Origin of the sequence: Embleya sp. NPDC127516, assembly GCF_044765325.1 — a bacterium.
Classification (GTDB): Bacteria; Actinomycetota; Actinomycetes; order Streptomycetales; family Streptomycetaceae; genus Embleya.
Genome location: NZ_JBIWJT010000003.1, coordinates 592,538 through 607,719, shown reverse-complemented (window position 1 = coordinate 607,719; position 15,182 = coordinate 592,538). Strand labels below are relative to the sequence as shown.

At 71.0% G+C, this 15,182-nt stretch carries 13 protein-coding genes; 8 read left to right on the top strand and 5 right to left on the bottom strand.

Annotated elements, in window-relative coordinates; all coding sequences use genetic code 11:
- Positions 1-245: 245 nt before the first annotated feature.
- Together ACIRL2_RS07910 and ACIRL2_RS07905 are read right to left on the bottom strand one after the other, a co-directional pair.
- Positions 246-689: a DUF3052 domain-containing protein gene (locus ACIRL2_RS07910; RefSeq protein ID WP_026217985.1), complete on the bottom strand. Its 444-nt coding sequence runs from the start codon at positions 687-689 to the stop codon at positions 246-248.
- 192 nt (positions 690-881) lie between these two features.
- A complete protein-coding gene (locus ACIRL2_RS07905) occupies positions 882-1,106 on the bottom strand; it encodes a DUF1918 domain-containing protein (RefSeq protein WP_395872736.1) in 225 nt (74 codons plus the stop codon).
- Positions 1,107-1,484: 378 nt separating this feature from the next.
- Here ACIRL2_RS07905 and aceE point away from each other — a divergent pair, with 378 nt between their 5' ends.
- The 3 genes from aceE to ACIRL2_RS07890 all read left to right on the top strand — a co-directional run bounded on the left by aceE (position 1,485) and on the right by ACIRL2_RS07890 (position 7,020).
- Positions 1,485-4,220: a pyruvate dehydrogenase (acetyl-transferring), homodimeric type gene (aceE, locus tag ACIRL2_RS07900; RefSeq protein ID WP_395872735.1), complete on the top strand. Its 2,736-nt coding sequence runs from the start codon at positions 1,485-1,487 to the stop codon at positions 4,218-4,220.
- Positions 4,221-4,474: 254 nt separating this feature from the next.
- A complete protein-coding gene (locus ACIRL2_RS07895; protein WP_402230874.1) occupies positions 4,475-5,863 on the top strand; it encodes a hypothetical protein in 1,389 nt (462 codons plus the stop codon).
- Positions 5,860-7,020: an ARPP-2 domain-containing protein gene (locus ACIRL2_RS07890; protein WP_395872734.1), complete on the top strand. Its 1,161-nt coding sequence runs from the start codon at positions 5,860-5,862 to the stop codon at positions 7,018-7,020. The genes ACIRL2_RS07895 and ACIRL2_RS07890 overlap by 4 nt, the downstream gene beginning before the upstream one ends.
- Before the next feature lie 36 nt (positions 7,021-7,056).
- Here the strand turns inward: ACIRL2_RS07890 and ACIRL2_RS07885 are convergent, their stop codons facing one another.
- The 3 genes from ACIRL2_RS07885 to ACIRL2_RS07875 all read right to left on the bottom strand — a co-directional run bounded on the left by ACIRL2_RS07885 (position 7,057) and on the right by ACIRL2_RS07875 (position 9,341).
- The gene (locus ACIRL2_RS07885) at positions 7,057-8,070 is read right to left on the bottom strand and encodes an aldo/keto reductase (RefSeq protein WP_402230838.1); all 1,014 of its coding nucleotides are present in this window, start codon (positions 8,068-8,070) and stop codon (positions 7,057-7,059) included.
- Complete coding sequence (locus tag ACIRL2_RS07880) at positions 8,033-8,512, bottom strand: MerR family transcriptional regulator (protein WP_395872732.1); 480 nt, start codon at positions 8,510-8,512, stop codon at positions 8,033-8,035. Before ACIRL2_RS07880 ends, ACIRL2_RS07885 begins: the two co-directional genes overlap by 38 nt.
- Before the next feature lie 91 nt (positions 8,513-8,603).
- Positions 8,604-9,341 carry a pirin family protein gene (locus ACIRL2_RS07875; protein ID WP_395872731.1) on the bottom strand — a complete coding sequence of 246 codons (738 nt, stop codon included), beginning with the start codon at positions 9,339-9,341 and terminating at the stop codon, positions 8,604-8,606.
- A gap of 348 nt (positions 9,342-9,689) precedes the next feature.
- Here ACIRL2_RS07875 and ACIRL2_RS07870 point away from each other — a divergent pair, with 348 nt between their 5' ends.
- The 5 genes from ACIRL2_RS07870 (at position 9,690) to ACIRL2_RS07850 (ending at position 15,171) form a co-directional block, all read left to right on the top strand.
- Positions 9,690-10,676 carry an ABC transporter substrate-binding protein gene (locus ACIRL2_RS07870; protein ID WP_402230835.1) on the top strand — a complete coding sequence of 329 codons (987 nt, stop codon included), beginning with the start codon at positions 9,690-9,692 and terminating at the stop codon, positions 10,674-10,676.
- Positions 10,677-10,686: 10 nt separating this feature from the next.
- Positions 10,687-11,739, top strand: a complete 1,053-nt coding sequence (locus ACIRL2_RS07865; RefSeq protein ID WP_395872729.1) for a FecCD family ABC transporter permease — start codon at positions 10,687-10,689, stop codon at positions 11,737-11,739.
- A complete protein-coding gene (locus ACIRL2_RS07860; RefSeq protein WP_402230832.1) occupies positions 11,736-12,548 on the top strand; it encodes an ABC transporter ATP-binding protein in 813 nt (270 codons plus the stop codon). The genes ACIRL2_RS07865 and ACIRL2_RS07860 overlap by 4 nt, the downstream gene beginning before the upstream one ends.
- Positions 12,545-13,270 carry an adenosylcobinamide amidohydrolase gene (locus tag ACIRL2_RS07855; RefSeq protein WP_402230829.1) on the top strand — a complete coding sequence of 242 codons (726 nt, stop codon included), beginning with the start codon at positions 12,545-12,547 and terminating at the stop codon, positions 13,268-13,270. The genes ACIRL2_RS07860 and ACIRL2_RS07855 overlap by 4 nt, the downstream gene beginning before the upstream one ends.
- Positions 13,271-14,004: 734 nt before the next feature.
- The gene (locus tag ACIRL2_RS07850; RefSeq protein ID WP_395872725.1) at positions 14,005-15,171 is read left to right on the top strand and encodes a PucR family transcriptional regulator; all 1,167 of its coding nucleotides are present in this window, start codon (positions 14,005-14,007) and stop codon (positions 15,169-15,171) included.
- Positions 15,172-15,182: the final 11 nt, after the last annotated feature.

Here is a 15,182-nt window from a genome sequence, read left to right as displayed (position 1 = left end):
AGCCCCGAGCGAGGCACCGCTTTTTCTTGGAGGAGCGAAGCGGGGGAAAGAAAAAGCGGTGCCTCGCGAGCCGGCGACGAAGTCGCCCAACAAAGCGGTGCCTCGCGAGCCGGCGACGAAGTCGCCCAACAAAGCGGCGCCTCGCGAGCCGGCGACGAAGTCGCCCAACAAAACAGCAAGCCCCGCCCGGTGACCTTCATCACCGGCCGGGGCCGCATTCGTCTGCTTACCGCAGTGGCATCGGGTTACTTCTTGCCGCTGCGCACCGCCTTGGGCGACACCAGACGGGTCGCCGACCAATCCTTGACGGCGCCGAAGCTCGTCGTGCGGGCCAAGCCCGCCGTCGGCGCGGCCTCACCGATGTCCGAGGGTTCTACATATCCGTCACGGCCGGTCTTGGGGGTCAGCAGCCAGATATGGCCACCATCCGTGAGCGTGGCGAGGGCATCCACGAGGGTGTCGACGAGGTCGCCGTCGTCCTCGCGGAACCACAACAGGACGACGTCCGCGACGTCTTCCTCGTAGTCCTCATCGACGAGTTCGTTTCCGGTGAGCTCCGCGATCTCCTCGCGCAGCTCCTCGTCCACGTCGTCGTCGTAACCGAGCTCCTGGACCACCTGTCCGGGCTGGAACCCAAGTCGAACGGCCGAGTTGGCCCGCTCTTCCGCGTGGTCCGCGGTCGCGCTCACGAATTAACCTCCCTTGTCCGGCCCCACAACGCTTCGGGGCTCACGCGCGTAAGTCCACACGCGCCAGGCTGTTCGCGCAAGTACCCAGGTCACGTACTCGCGCAAACGCCACACCGCGCCCTGTGCGGAAGCTACCCCCGCCAGGTGTGGATCACGCAACGTATTCGAGGGTCCAGCGTGACAGACGAATGCTCACCAGGTCCGCCGGGGCCGTCCCGCGGCCGGGTCGGCGCCGCCTGCGGTCTCGATTACCGCGTCCGCGCCGGGGATCACCAACCCGGTGTGTCCATCCTCGAACCGCACCACATACGGCGGTGCCCCGTCCGGCCCCCTGACCTCGACGATCTCCCCGAATCGGTCGCCTCGACCGACCGTCTTCCCGTGCACGTGGAGCCGGTCGCCAATTCGTGCCCGCATCGGCTGTGACCTCCTTCTCGAACGGGTGCGAAACCACTCACACCCCCAGGGAACTACGCCAGTGCGCCGTGCGTAAGACAGTCGGCGTAAGGTCTTGGAGGTTCACGGTTGCATCACCCCGCAATCGCGAACCGCCGCGTGGAGCGTCCGGCGACAGTCGGACGATCAGGGCAGCTCCGCTCCTTTCGCGGTAACCGAACACGGATCGAGCTCGGTACATGTGGCGCAGGCGGGCACCCCGCCGGTCCATTACCGGTCGGTAGAGATGACGGATCCAACGTCCGGGTACCACGATGGGGACGGCGCGACACCGCTCAGGGTGGTCGACCCCGCTCTCGCGGGGAGGGTCCCCATCTACCGATAAGGCGAAGGAACAGCGTGGCTTCCGGACGAGAGCGCTTCTCGATCATCAGCGACGGCCTCCCGAGCCAGCTCCCCGACATCGATCCGAACGAGACCGGGGAATGGCTGGAGTCGCTGGACGCAGTCATCAACGAGCAGGGCCGCCAGCGAGCCCGCTACATCATGCTCAAGCTGCTCGAACGGGCCCGTGAACGACAGGTCGGCGTGCCGGGCCTGCGCAGCACGGACTACATCAACACGATTGCCCCGGAGAGCGAGCCCTGGTTCCCCGGCGACGAGAACATCGAGCGGCGCATCCGTGCGTTCGTCCGGTGGAATGCCGCGATCATGGTGTCGCGGGCGAACCGCCCGGGGCTGGGGGTCGGCGGACACATCGCCACCTACGCGTCCTCGGCGAGCCTGTACGAGGTCGGCTTCAACCACTTCTTCCGCGGCAAGGACCACGGGGAGTCGGGCGACCAGATCTACTTCCAGGGACACGCGTCTCCGGGCATCTACGCACGTGCCTTCCTGGAGGGACGCCTCACCCAGGCCCAGCTCGACGGCTTCCGCCAGGAGAAGTCGGCCGCCCCGAACGGGCTGCCGAGCTACCCGCACCCGCGGATGATGCCGGAGTTCTGGGAGTTCCCGACCGTCTCGATGGGCCTGGGCCCGCTCGGGGCGATCTACCAGGCCCGGTTCAACCGGTACCTGCACAACCGGAACATCAAGGACACCTCGCGCAGCCACGTCTGGGCCTTCCTCGGCGACGGCGAGATGGACGAGCCGGAGTCGCTCGGCAACATCGGCCTGGCCGCCCGTGAGGAGCTGGACAACCTCACCTTCGTGATCAACTGCAACCTGCAGCGACTCGACGGTCCGGTGCGCGGCAACGGCAAGATCATCCAGGAGCTGGAGTCGTACTTCCGCGGCGCCGGCTGGAACGTGATCAAGGTCGTCTGGGGTCGCGACTGGGACCCGCTGCTGGCCCAGGACACCGACGGCGCGCTCGTGAACAAGATGAACACGACGCCCGACGGCCAGTTCCAGACCTATGCGGTGGAGTCCGGCGCGTACGTGCGCGAGCACTTCTTCGGCGACGACGCGCGGCTGCGTCGGATGGTGCAGGACCTGACCGACGAGGACATCCAAAAGCTCGGTCGCGGCGGGCACGACTACCGCAAGGTCTACGCGGCCTTCAAGTCGGCACGTGAGCACGTCGGTCAGCCGACGGTGATCCTGGCGCAGACGGTGAAGGGGTGGACGCTCGGCCCGAACTTCGAGTCGCGCAACGCCACGCACCAGATGAAGAAGCTCACCAAGTCGGACCTGAAGGCGTTCCGCGACCGGCTCTACCTGCCGATCTCGGACGAGCAGCTCGAAGGCGACGTCCCCCCGTACTTCCACCCCGGTGAGAAGTCCGAGGAGATGGAGTACATGCGCGAGCGGCGTGCCGCGCTCGGTGGTTCGCTGCCGCAGCGGCTGGACCGCTCCAAGCCGCTCAAGCTGCCCGGCGACCCGGTCTACAGCGTGCTGAAGAAGGGCTCGAAGCAGCCGGTCGCCACGACGCAGGCGTTCGTGCGCCTGCTCAAGGACCTGATGCGCGACTCCGAGATCGGCAAGCGCTTCGTGCCGATCGCGCCGGACGAGTACCGCACCTTCGGCATGGACGCGATGTTCCCGACCGCCAAGGTCTACAACCCGCACGGGCAGACCTACGACTCGGTGGACCGTGAGCTGCTCCTGTCGTACAAGGAGTCGGCGCAGGGTCAGATGTTGCACGACGGCATCTCCGAGGCCGGCTGTGTGGCGTCGCTGATCGCCGCGGGCTCGACGTACTCGACGCACGGCGAGCAGATGATCCCCGTGTACGTCTTCTACTCGATGTTCGGGTTCCAGCGCACCGGCGACCAGTTCTGGCAGATGGCCGACCAGCTCAGCCGCGGCTTCGTGCTCGGCGCCACGGCCGGTCGCACCACGCTGACCGGCGAGGGCACCCAGCACGCGGACGGGCACTCGCAGCTGCTGGCCTCGACGAACCCGGCCTGTGTCGCCTACGACCCGGCCTTCTCGTACGAGATCGCGCACATCGTCAAGGACGGTCTGCGGCGGATGTACGGCGAGAACGCCGAGGACGTCTTCTACTACATGACGGTCTACAACGAGCCCATCGCGCAGCCGGCGGAGCCCGCGAACGTCGACGTGGACGGCATCCTCAAGGGCCTGTACCTCTACCAGGACGGTCCCGCCAAGGAGGGCGCGCTGCGTGCCCAGATCCTCGCCTCCGGTGTCGGTATGCCGTGGGCGCTGGACGCGCAGAAGCTGCTCGCCGAGGACTGGAACGTGGTCGCCGACGTGTGGTCGGTCACGTCCTGGAACGAGCTGCGGCGCGACGCGGTCGCGGCGGAGGAGCACAACCTGCTCCACCCCGAGGCCGAGCCGCACATCCCGTACGTGACCCGAGTACTCGACGGCCGGCCCGGCCCGGTGGTGGCGGTCAGCGACTGGATGCGGGCCGTACCGGACCAGATCTCGCGTTGGGTCCCGGCGGACTTCGCGTCGCTGGGCACCGACGGCTTCGGCTTCGCCGACACGCGCGGCGCGGCCCGGCGCTTCTTCCACGTGGACACCGAGTCCGTCGTGGTGGGTGTGTTGTCCGAGCTCGCCCGCCGCGGCGAGATCGAGCCCGGCGTGGTCGCGGACGCGATCAAGCGCTACGAACTCCTGGACGTCAAGGCGGCCGGAGTGGGCACGGTCGGCGGCGACGCCTGATCGGCACGTAGTCCGGCCGCGGCCCCGATCCTTGCCCGGGATCGGGGCCGCGGCCGTTATTGCCGAGCCTTCGGGATCGCCCCGGGTCTAGACTCGCGGGGCCGGCCGCGGGACTTCGGCTGCGACTTTCGGAATCGCCTCTTAAGCGTCACTTCGCTGTTCGCGCCTCCATTCCCCGGCCGGCGTCAGCTTTCGTCCGGCCGAGGGGACGCGTGGTGGATCGCCGGGAAGTGGCGGCGTGCGAAGACGTGGTGATGTTCGTCAACGCCGCGGTGACCGCCACCGGCCAGCGCGAGTTCCGCGACGACGCGGACGCGCAACGGCTGTCGGTCGGGTTCCTGCACGAGTACATCGCGGGCAACTACCGCGAGCTGTACGCCGCCACCCTCGCGCTGGACATCAACGACTTCAACGCCGCCCTGATCGTCCGGAACCTGCTCGAGAGCAGCCGCGACCTAACTCCCGAGGTGCGTCGCCGCGAGGGCGAACTGATCGCGCGCCGGCTGGAACTGATGGCCCCTCAGCGAGTCTGGAAGCTCTTTCGCGAGTTGGCCCGACGCGGCGTCAACAACCGCCGCACGCGCGCGATCATGCGCGAGTGGACGGCGGGCCGCCGTGATCCGGTCTTCGACGCCGTGAAGTACCGGACCGGGGTCAAGGCCACGCTTCGGCACGCACACCTGCGCACGCCCGCCGAGACCGGCACGTTCCTGTTCACCGCGCCCCGCAAGGTGGCGGCCTTCGAAACCCCGCTGTTCGAGACCTGGCGCCAGGCGCACTACGCGCAGAGCGCGCTGTACGAACTGCCGTACACCGTCGCCGAGGGGCTCGCCTCCAAGCACGGCATCAAGCGCGCGACGTTCCTGGAGCGGATCGCCCCGCAACTGACCCGGCTGGAGCGGTTGCGGTTGCAGGGCGCCGGCGAGCGGGCCGAGGTCGGCGCGGTGCGGGCCGACCTCTCCCGGATGCCGCTGACCCGGCTGGCGTCCTACGTGTTGTCCCTGCCGCGCGCCGATCGCACCGCCCGATACGACGAGTTGCGGCACGCGCTGACCGAATCCGCGCGGCGGGCGGCGGGAGACGCCGCGGGAACCTGGGGCCGGGTCGTCGCGGTGCTCGACGACAGCTTCTCCTCGTTCGGGTCGACCGCGAAGCGGCAACGGCCGCTGGCGGTTGCGCTGGCCTGCCGGTTCCTGTTGAAGGCGCTCGCCCGGGAGTTCACCGGCCTGTGGACCTCGGGGCTGCACGACCCGCTGCTGGTGCGACCGAGCGGGCCCACGCCGCTGGGCGAGCGGCTGATCGACGCGCTCGAACTGGCCCCGGACCGCCTGGTCGTGGTCTCCGACGGCTGGGACAACAGCCCGCCGGGGCTGGCCGCCGAGGTGTTGCGGGTGTGGCGCGAAAGGCTGGATCCGGGCGGGGCGACCACCGTGGTGCATCTCAATCCCGTGTACGACGCGGACGGCTTCGACGTCAAACGGCTGTCGGCGAGCGTGCCGACGGTGGGTGTGCGCGACGCGGAGGACGTGCCGGCGCTGGTCGAGTTGGCCCGGTTCGCCGAGGGGCGGGCCGGGTTCGAGGAACTGCGGCACTACCTGGCGGATCGTCAGGACCGATTCCGGGCCCGGAAGGCGGCGGTATGAGCGACACGTTCGCAACGACCGGCCTGACCGCCCGACCCGCACAGGTGTGGGGCGCGATCCGACTGGTGCCGCTGGTGCGCGAGGAGCCGCTGGTGGGCCTGCGGCTGGATCGGCGGGTGTACGGGGCCGGTGACCCCTCGATCGTCGACGTCGGCGACGGCACCTGCTACCAGGCCTTCATCCCGCACGCGTTCGTGGCGTCCTGGGGCACCGACGCCGACCCGTCGGCGGCGTTCGGCACCCAGCTCCAGGAACGGCCGGCCACGCCCTCGAGCGCGCGAATGCGGGCGCCTCGGCGGGCGTTGCGCCGGATGGCTCACCGGGAGAGCAGCAACCGGCTGCGTTTCCTCCCGATGCACCTGGCCATGGAGGGGTATCTCTCGTTGCACTTCGGCGGGCCGTCGATCGTGTGGGAGGAATGGACCGACCGGGCCGTGCGCAAGGGGTTGTCGCCGCGCACGGAGGAGGCGTTCTGCGGCTGTGTCGTGCGCGGTCTGGCCGACGCGCTCAAGGTGTTCGAGATCCATCGCGGGCAGTGCGGGGTCGCGCTGTACGTCGCGGACACGCTCGCGAGCGTGTTCGTGGTGCCGCACCCCGCCGACTACCGGGCCCTGCACACCACGCTGCTCGAGGATCTGTACGGCGAGGTGCTGTTCCACTACGCCAACTACGTCGAGGCGGTACCGGACTTCGTCGTGGCGATCGACGGCGAGCGGGTGTCCTCGCTCGCGAACCTGCGCCGCGAGGCGGCGGAACAGTCCCGCGCGTGGGAGCGGTTCCATCACCTGATGCTGGCCGGCCTCACCGGCGAAGGTGCCTACACGAGTGAATCGGTGTACCGGATGGGCTCGTTCGAGCTCACCCGGTTCCTGCCCTCGTTCCGACTCGACGAGGAGAACCACATCGGCGAGCGCATCACCCACGAGGACGGCCGGCTCGCGTACTGCAAGACGTTTCGGCTGTCCCCCGCGCAGACCCGCAGGGGCCACCTGCTCGCCAACCTGCGCGCGCACGAGTGGGATCTGGTCGCGACGGCGACCGCGTTGCACACCACGCCGTCCGAGTTGACCCGTCGGATCCGAGACTCGGGCTTCGAGGGGCTGCTCCGGCAACACGTGGTGGATCGCCTCGATCGCGACGGGCGCCGCCGCGGCTGAGACCGCCCCGCGTCGGCGAGGCGGCCTCGGGCGTGTCTAGTCGCGGTCGTTGAAGGTGGCCGCCATGTCCGGGTACCGCGCGCCGGTGACCTGCCCGGCGATCGGCTCCAGCGCGGCCAGTTCGGCCTCGGTGAGCACCAGGTCGACCGCGGCCACGTTCTCCTCCAGGCGGTGCCGCTTGGTGGTGCCCGGAATCGGCACCACCGACAGGCCCCACGCTCGGGTGCGCGACTGCACCCACGCCAACGCGACCTGCGCAGGCGTCGCGCCGTGCGCCCGCGCGATGGCCCGCACCGGCTCCAGGATCGCCGCGTTCGCGGCGGCGTTGTCGCCGGTGAAGCGCGGCTGGAAGCGGCGGAAGTCGCCCTCGGGCAGCGTCTCCGCCGCGGCCCAGGCACCGGTCAGGAAGCCCCGGCCGAGCGGCGAGTAGGCGACCAGCGCCGCGCCCGCCTCGCGGGTGGCGGGCACCACGGAGTCCTCGATGTCGCGGGTGAACAGGCTCCACTCCGACTGCACGGCGGCGATCGGGTGCACGGCCGCCGCCGCGTGCAGCTCCTTCGCGGTCACCTCGGACAGGCCCAGGTGCCGGACCTTGCCCTCGCGCACCAGCTCCGCCATCGCGCCGACGGTCTCCTCGATCGGCACCCGCACGTCGCGACGGTGCATGTAGTACAGGTCGATCACATCGGTGCGCAGCCGGCGCAGGCTCGCCTCGGCGGCCCGCTTGACGTAGGCCGCGTCGCCGCGGATCTCGCGCACGCCCTCGGGCGAGATGTCGATCGCGAACTTGGTCGCGAGGGTGACCCGCTCGCGCCGGCCGCCCTCGGCGAGGAAGGCCCCGAGCAGTTCCTCGTTGGTGTGCGGGCCGTAGACGTCCGAGGTGTCGAACAGGGTGACGCCCAGGTCGAGCGCGCGTTCCAGGGTCGCCACCGACTCGCCGTGTTCGGCGCCCACGTAGAAGGCGCTCATGCCCATGCAGCCCAGCCCCTGGGCGAAGACCTCGGGACCGTCGTCACCCAGCCTGAGAGTGCTCGTCCTGTGAGTGCTCATCATCGTTACTCCGCTCCGCGTCCGCGTACATCTCGATCTTGTGGTCGATGACGAGCAGGCAGCTCTGGAGATCGCTGATCCGGTTGCGGACCTCCTCGCGGTGGTCCTGCAACAGCTCTCGGCGCGCGGCCCGGGTCTCGTCGCCCAGGCGGACCAGCTCCGCGTACCGGAGCATGTCCGCCACCGGCATCCCGGTCAGCCGCATCTTGCCGACGAACTCCAGCCAGTCGAGATCGTGGTCGCTGTAGCGACGCCGACTCCCCCGCCCGTTCCCGTCTCGTCCCGTCCCGGGGCCCTGCCGGCTCACGTGCCGCATCAGGCCGATCCGCTCGTACCAGCGCAGGGTGTGCGCGGTCAGACCGGTGCGGGCGACCACTTCGCCGATCGAGTACTTGCCGACCTCGTAGTCCTGCGGTGCGGTGACCTGCTGCGTGGCCGACATCGTTGAGCCTCCGGTGGGGAGCCCGCCCCGGTGGGGCGGGCACGACATGAACGCTACGGAGTTGGAGCGCACTCCAAGCAAGCACGAATCCTCACGCGTCGGTCAACCCGGCGTGCATCTCCCACACCAGCACCTCGGCCGGGCCGTCCGGGAAGGCGGTGATCCGCTGCCCCTGGGCGGCCGCCAGACGCACCGCGTCACCCGCCGCGAGCACACCGGCGCCCTCCAGCTCGACGATGCCGCGCGCGACGAACACGTGCGCGAACGGCGCGTCCGGCAGCGTCGCGGTGCCGCCCGCGGGCAGTCGCGCCACGTGCAGCGCGGCGTCCTTCTGGTGGATGCGGATCGCCGCGTCGTGCCCGGGCCGCCCGGACGCGATCGGCACCAACCCGCCGCGCTCGAGCTCGGCCCGCACGTCGCGCTGCTGGTAACCCGGCGTGATCCCGGTCTCGTCCGGCACCACCCACATCTGTACGAAGTGCACCGGCTCGGCCGAGCCGGCCGCGTCGTTCTTCTCCGAGTGCAGGATGCCCCGGCCCGCGCTCATCCGCTGGGCCAGCCCCGGATGGATGATCCCGTTGTGGCCCTCGGAGTCCTGGTGCACCAGGGAGCCGGAGAGCACCCACGTGACGATCTCCATGTCCCGGTGCGGATGCGTGTCGAAGCCGGTACCGGGCGCCACCACGTCGTCGTTGCTGACCAGGAGCAGTCCGAAGTGTGTGTTGTCCGGCGCGTAGTGCCGGCTGAAGGAGAAGCTGTGGTGCGAGTCGAGCCAGCCCGCGCGCGTATGGAAGCGGTCGCCGGCCCGGCGCACGTCGAAGGTGGTCATGCCGCTTTCAACCGCGGACCCGGCGCGTGCTGTTCCCGCGCCCGGTCCGGCCCGGGGCCCCTCGGGTGCGGGCGGATCACCCGCAAACCGGCCCCAATCACCGAGGGTGAACAGCCCCGTTGATATCGTTCGCGCGTCGGCGGCCGGTTTGTCGCCGACGGCGTCGAACGCAGCGAAGTCCGGTGGGATCCCGGCGCTGTCCCGCAACTGTGATGCCCCGCCCCTCTCCAGGGTGCTCGGGGACAAGCCAGGTCGCCTCGTCCGCGCCGACGACATCGGCCTCGCAGGAGGGGCGATCCGTCTCCACGGGTCCCGACACCTGCCGTGTCCCGGGACCTGGAGTTTTCGTTGAGATCCGTACCCCTGCTTCGTTCCGCCGCCGCGCTGCTGCTCGGCGCGCTCGTCCTCACCGGGTGCGGTGACTCGGACGACTCGAAGGACGGGAAGCCCCAGGACACACCCGCGGCGGCCGGCGGCTCCACCGGGGCGGGTCCCGACGCCAAGGCCTTCCCGGCGACGGTGGACTCCGGCGGCGCCAAGGTCACCATCGCGAGCGCGCCGAAGAAGATCGTCTCGCTGACCCCCACCGCCACCGAGATGTTGTTCGCGATCGGTGCCGGCAGCCAGGTCACCGCGGTCGACGACCAGTCGAACTTCCCGGCGAGCGCGCCCAAGACCAAATTGTCCGGCTTCAAGCCGAACATCGAGGCGATCACCAACTACACCCCGGACCTGGTGGTCGCCTCGGACGACATCGACGGCCTGGTCGCGGCGCTGAACAAGCTCAGGATCCCGGTCGTGCTGACCCCCGCGGCCAAGACCTTCGACGACTCGTACGCGCAGCTCACCACGCTGGGCACGGCCACCGGCCACAGCCGGGAGGCCGGCGAGGTCGCGGCGAGGATGCGGACCGACATCGCGGGCATCGTCGCCGCGACGCCCAAGCCCGCGAGGCAGCTGAGCTACTTCCACGAGTTGGACAACACGCTCTACACCTCGACCTCCAAGACCTTCATCGGCCAGGTGTACGCGCAGTTCGGCCTGAAGAACATCGCCGACGAGGCGGACAAGGCCGGCACCGGCTACCCGCAGCTCTCCGCCGAGTACCTCGTGCAGGCCAACCCCGACCTGGTCTTCCTCGCCGACACCAAGTGCTGCGGCCAAAACGCCGACGTGGTGGCCAAGCGACCGGGCTGGGACACGGTGAACGCCGTGCGCAACGGCGGCGTGGTCGGGCTCGACGACGACATCGCCTCGCGCTGGGGGCCGCGCGTGGTGGACCTGGTCCGGGCCGTCTCCGGCGCGGTCACCAAGGCCGGCGCGACGCAGGGCTGACGGCCGGCTCGTGCGGGACCTCCTGCCCCACCGATCCCGACCGGCGGTACTGCCCCTGTTCTGCGCGGGCGTACTGCTGGTCGGCGTCGTCGTACTCGCGCTGACCGTCGGTGCGGCAGATCTGCCCGCGAGCGGGGTGGTGCTCGCACTGCTGGACAAGCTGCCGTTCGTGGACCTCGACCACGGCCTGTCCCCGGTCCAGTACGCGGTCCTGATGGACCTGCGGCTGCCCCGGGTGCTGGCCGCGGTGACCGTGGGCGGGCTGCTGGCCATGGCCGGCGCCGGCTACCAGGGCGTCTTCCGCAACCCGCTGGCCGACCCGTACCTGCTCGGCGCCGCCTCCGGCGCGGGCCTGGGCGCGACGCTGGTGATCGTGTACGCGGACGGCAACAGCGTGGGCGGGATCCCGGTGGTGCCGCTCGCCTCGTTCGTCGGCGCGATGGGCGGGGTGCTGCTCGCCTACGGACTCGGCACGAGCACGGGGCGCTCGGACGGCACCGCGAACCTGGTCCTGGCGGGGGTCGCGGTCGCCCAGTTCCTGGCCGCCGCGCAGACCTACGTGCAGTCCGCCAACACCGACGAACTGCGCCGGATCTACTCGTGGATCTTCGGCCGACTGTCCGGGATCGGCTGGGCCGACCTGCGGATGATCCTGCCGTACGCGCTGGTGAGCACCGCGGTGCTGCTCGTACACGGACGCCTGCTCGACGTCATGTCGGTCGGCGACGAGGAGGCCGCGGGCCTGGGCGTACGGGCCGGCCGAGTGCGCCTGGTGGTGCTGCTCGCCGCCTCCCTGGCCACCGCGTCGGCGGTCGCGATCAGCGGCCTGATCGGCTTCGTCGGCATCGTGGTGCCGCACATCGTGCGCCGCTTCGTGGGCGGCAGCTACCGCCGGGTCCTGCCCATGTCGCTGCTGTGCGGCGCGGCCTTCCTCGTGCTCACCGACCTGCTCGCGCGCACCCTCACCGCACCCGGCGAACTGCCGATCGGCGTGGTCACCGCGTTCGTCGGCGCGCCGTTCTTCGTCTTCGTGCTGCGCGGCACCCGCAAGGTGGACGTATGAGCGCCCGGTTGCTGCTGTGCGACACCGGCGTGGACCGCGACCGGGTCCCGGTCCTGCGCGGCGTGCACGCCGACGTCGAGCCGGGCGAGTGGCTCGCGGTGATCGGCCCCAACGGCGCGGGCAAGTCCACGCTGCTCAAGGCGGTCGCGGGACTGCTGCCCTATCTGGGCTCGATCAGCGTGGCCGGGCGCCCGGTCCGCGAAATGTCCCAGCGCGAACTCGGCCGCGGCATCGCCTACACCGCGCAGAGCCCGGTGGTGCCGGCGCAGATGCCGGTGCACGAGTACGTCCTGCTCGGCCGCACCCCGCACCTGGGCTATCTGGCCCGTCCCGGACGGCGCGACCGGGCGATCACCGACGAGGTGATCGAGCGGCTGGACCTGGGCCCGTTCGCCGGGCGGGACGTGGGCCGGCTCTCCGGCGGCGAGCGGCAACGGGTGGTGCTGGCCCGGGCGCTCGCCCAGCAGGCACCGGTGCTGCTCCTGGACGAGCCGACCACCGCGCTCGACCTGGGTCATCAGCAGCAGGTGCTGGAGATCGTGGACGGGCTGCGCCGCGACGACGGCCTGACCGTGCTCACCACGCTGCACGACCTGGGCGTGGCCGCGCAGTACGCGGATCGGCTGCTGATGCTGGTCGATGGGCGGCCGGTGGCGTCGGGGTCGGCCACCGAGGTGCTCACCCCCGAGTCGATCGCCGAGCACTACCAGGCTCGGGTGTCGGTCGACACCGGTCCGGACGGCCGCCCGCGGGTGCACCCGGTCCGCCCCGGGCACCTGGGCCGGGACACCGCCGAGGGGTCTCCGTGAGCACCCTGCCCCGCCCACGCGAGACGCCGGCCGCCTTGCTCCGCCCGCGAATCGTGTGGCGCGACGAGGACACCACCCGTCGCCCGGCCCTGCTGTGGCGGGCCGGCCCCGGTTGGCGCATGGCCTCCTCCGCACTGCTGGGCGGCGGCATCGGCGAACGCGCGTGGGTCCTCAACCTCCAGGTCCGCGCCGGCTACGACCGCATGGACCCGGTGACCCACCTGGAGGAGGTGGCCGCCCCACTGGACCTGACCGGCCCGGGCGTGGGCCTGATGACCGCCGCCGACGTCACCGCGTGGACACACGGCGCGGACGAGGGCGTCGAGGCGGCGGTGACCACCGGCATCGGCATCCCGACCTGGGCCGCCGACCCGGCCCCGGGCCGCCCCGGCGCACCCCCACCCGGCACGATCAACATCCTCGCCGCCATCCCCGCCCCCCTCTCCGACGCGGCCCTGATCAACGCGGTGGCCACCGCCACGGAAGCGAAGGTGCAGGCCCTGCTGGACGCCGGCTACGCCTGCACCGGAACCCCCTCGGACGCGGTATGCGTCGCGTCCCGCACCCCCACCCCCAACACCCCCACCGAACCCTTCGGCGGCCCCCGCTCCCTATGGGGCGCCCGCCTCGCCCGAGCGGTCTACACCGCCGTACTCCACGGCGCCCACACCGACCGCCACCGCAGACACCAAAATCCCCACGCCACGCCCACCCCCACATAACCGCCGCCCACCCCCCGGCGCGTCAGCACCCCCGACCCACCCCCACCCCAGCGATCGACGCGCGAAGCGCGGAGACCGGCGAAGCCGCAAGCTTCGACCCCCTGCCCCAGAGCAAAGCCCAAACCCCCGGCACGTCAGCGCCCCACCCCAGCGATCGACGCGCGAAGCGCGGAGAGCGGCGGAGCCGCAGAACTTCGACTCCCTGCCCCGGACCAAAGCCCAAACCCCCGGCGCGTCAGCGCCCCACCCCAGCGATCGACGCGCGAAGCGCGGAGAGCGGCGGAGCCGCAGAACTTCGACTCCCTGCCCCGGACCAAAGCCCAAACCCCCGGCGCGTCAGCGCCCCCGACCCCACCCCCACCCCAGTGATCGACGCGCGAAGCGCGGAGAGCGGCGGAGCCGCAGAACTTTGACTTCGTGCCCCGGAGCGAAGCGCAGGGACACGAAGTCACGAGCGAGGGGCCGCTTTTTCGCGGAGGAGCGAAGCGGGGGAGCGAAAAAGTGGTCCCTCGCGAGCCGGCGACGAAGTCGCCCAACAAACAGCAACGCCGCGGAACACGACTCCGGCCCACCACCCCGCGCCCCCACGACCCAGGCCCACCCCCCACGCCCCGCGCCCCCACCCCCACCCACGACACCCGCCCCGCCACCCCGCGCCCCGCCCCCGCCCCCACCCCCACCCCCACCCGCGAGCCGGCGACGAAGTCGCCCGACAAGCAGAGGATGATAGGCAGGTGAGTTCCAAGCCCGATTTGCGCGCCGCGACCGTCCGCCGGCTCGAGAAGTCCGCCGGCGCACTGGCCGGCGCCGCCCTGGCGAGGATGGACGAGGCGCTCCCCTGGTACCGGAACATGCCCGCCGACAACCGCTCTTGGATCGGCCTGGTCGCGCAGGCCGGCATCTCCGCGTTCACCGAGTGGTTCCGGCATCCGGAGACCCCGCAGAAGGTGAGCGCCGACGTGTTCGGCACCGCGCCGCGCGAACTGACCCGCACCATCACCCTGCCGCACACCGTGGAGTTGATCCGCACCACGATCGAGGTGGTCGAGGCCGAGATCGCCACCCTGGCCGCGCCCGGCTACGAGCAGGCGCTGCGCGAGGCGCTGCTGTTGTACTCCCGGGAGATCGCCTTCGCGACCGCGCAGGTGTACGCGCACGCCGCCGAGACGCGCGGCGCGTGGGATGCCCGACTGGAGGCGTTGGTCGTGCACTCGCTGCTGCGCGGCGAGGCCGACGAGGGCATCCTCTCCCGCGCCTCGGCCCTGGGCTGGGGCTCGCCGGACTCGGTCATGGTCGTGGTGGGCAACGCCCCGGACGCGGACACCCAGGCGGTCGTGGACGGCATCCATCGGGCCGGCCGACACGCCCGACTGAACGTGCTCACCGGCGTCCAGGGCGAGCGGCTCGTGGTGATCCTGGGCGGCACCGACGACCCGATCCGGGCCACCCGTTCGCTGATCGGCCAGTTCGGCCCGGGCCCGGTGGTGGTCGGCCCCGAGGTACCGGATCTGCTGGCCGCCGTCCGCTCCGCGCAGGCCGCGATGTCCGGACACCGCGCGTGCGTCGCGTGGCCGGACGCCCCGCGCCCGGTGTCCGCCGACGATCTCCTGCCCGAGCGCGCGCTCGCGGGCGACGAGGAGGCCAGGGACCAGTTGGTGGAGGAGATCTACATACCTCTGCACGCGGCCGGCTCCGCGCTGCTGGAGACACTCTCCGTGTACCTGGAGCAGGCGGCGAGTCTCGAGGGGGCCGCCCGGATGCTCTTCGTACACCCGAATACCGTGCGCTACCGGCTGCGACGTGTCGTTGACGTTACCGGGCTCGTACCGACCGAGACGCGTTCCGCGTTCACCCTCCAGGTCTCGCTGATCCTCGGCCGGCTCGCCGCAATCGAGAGCTAGCCCGAACACCA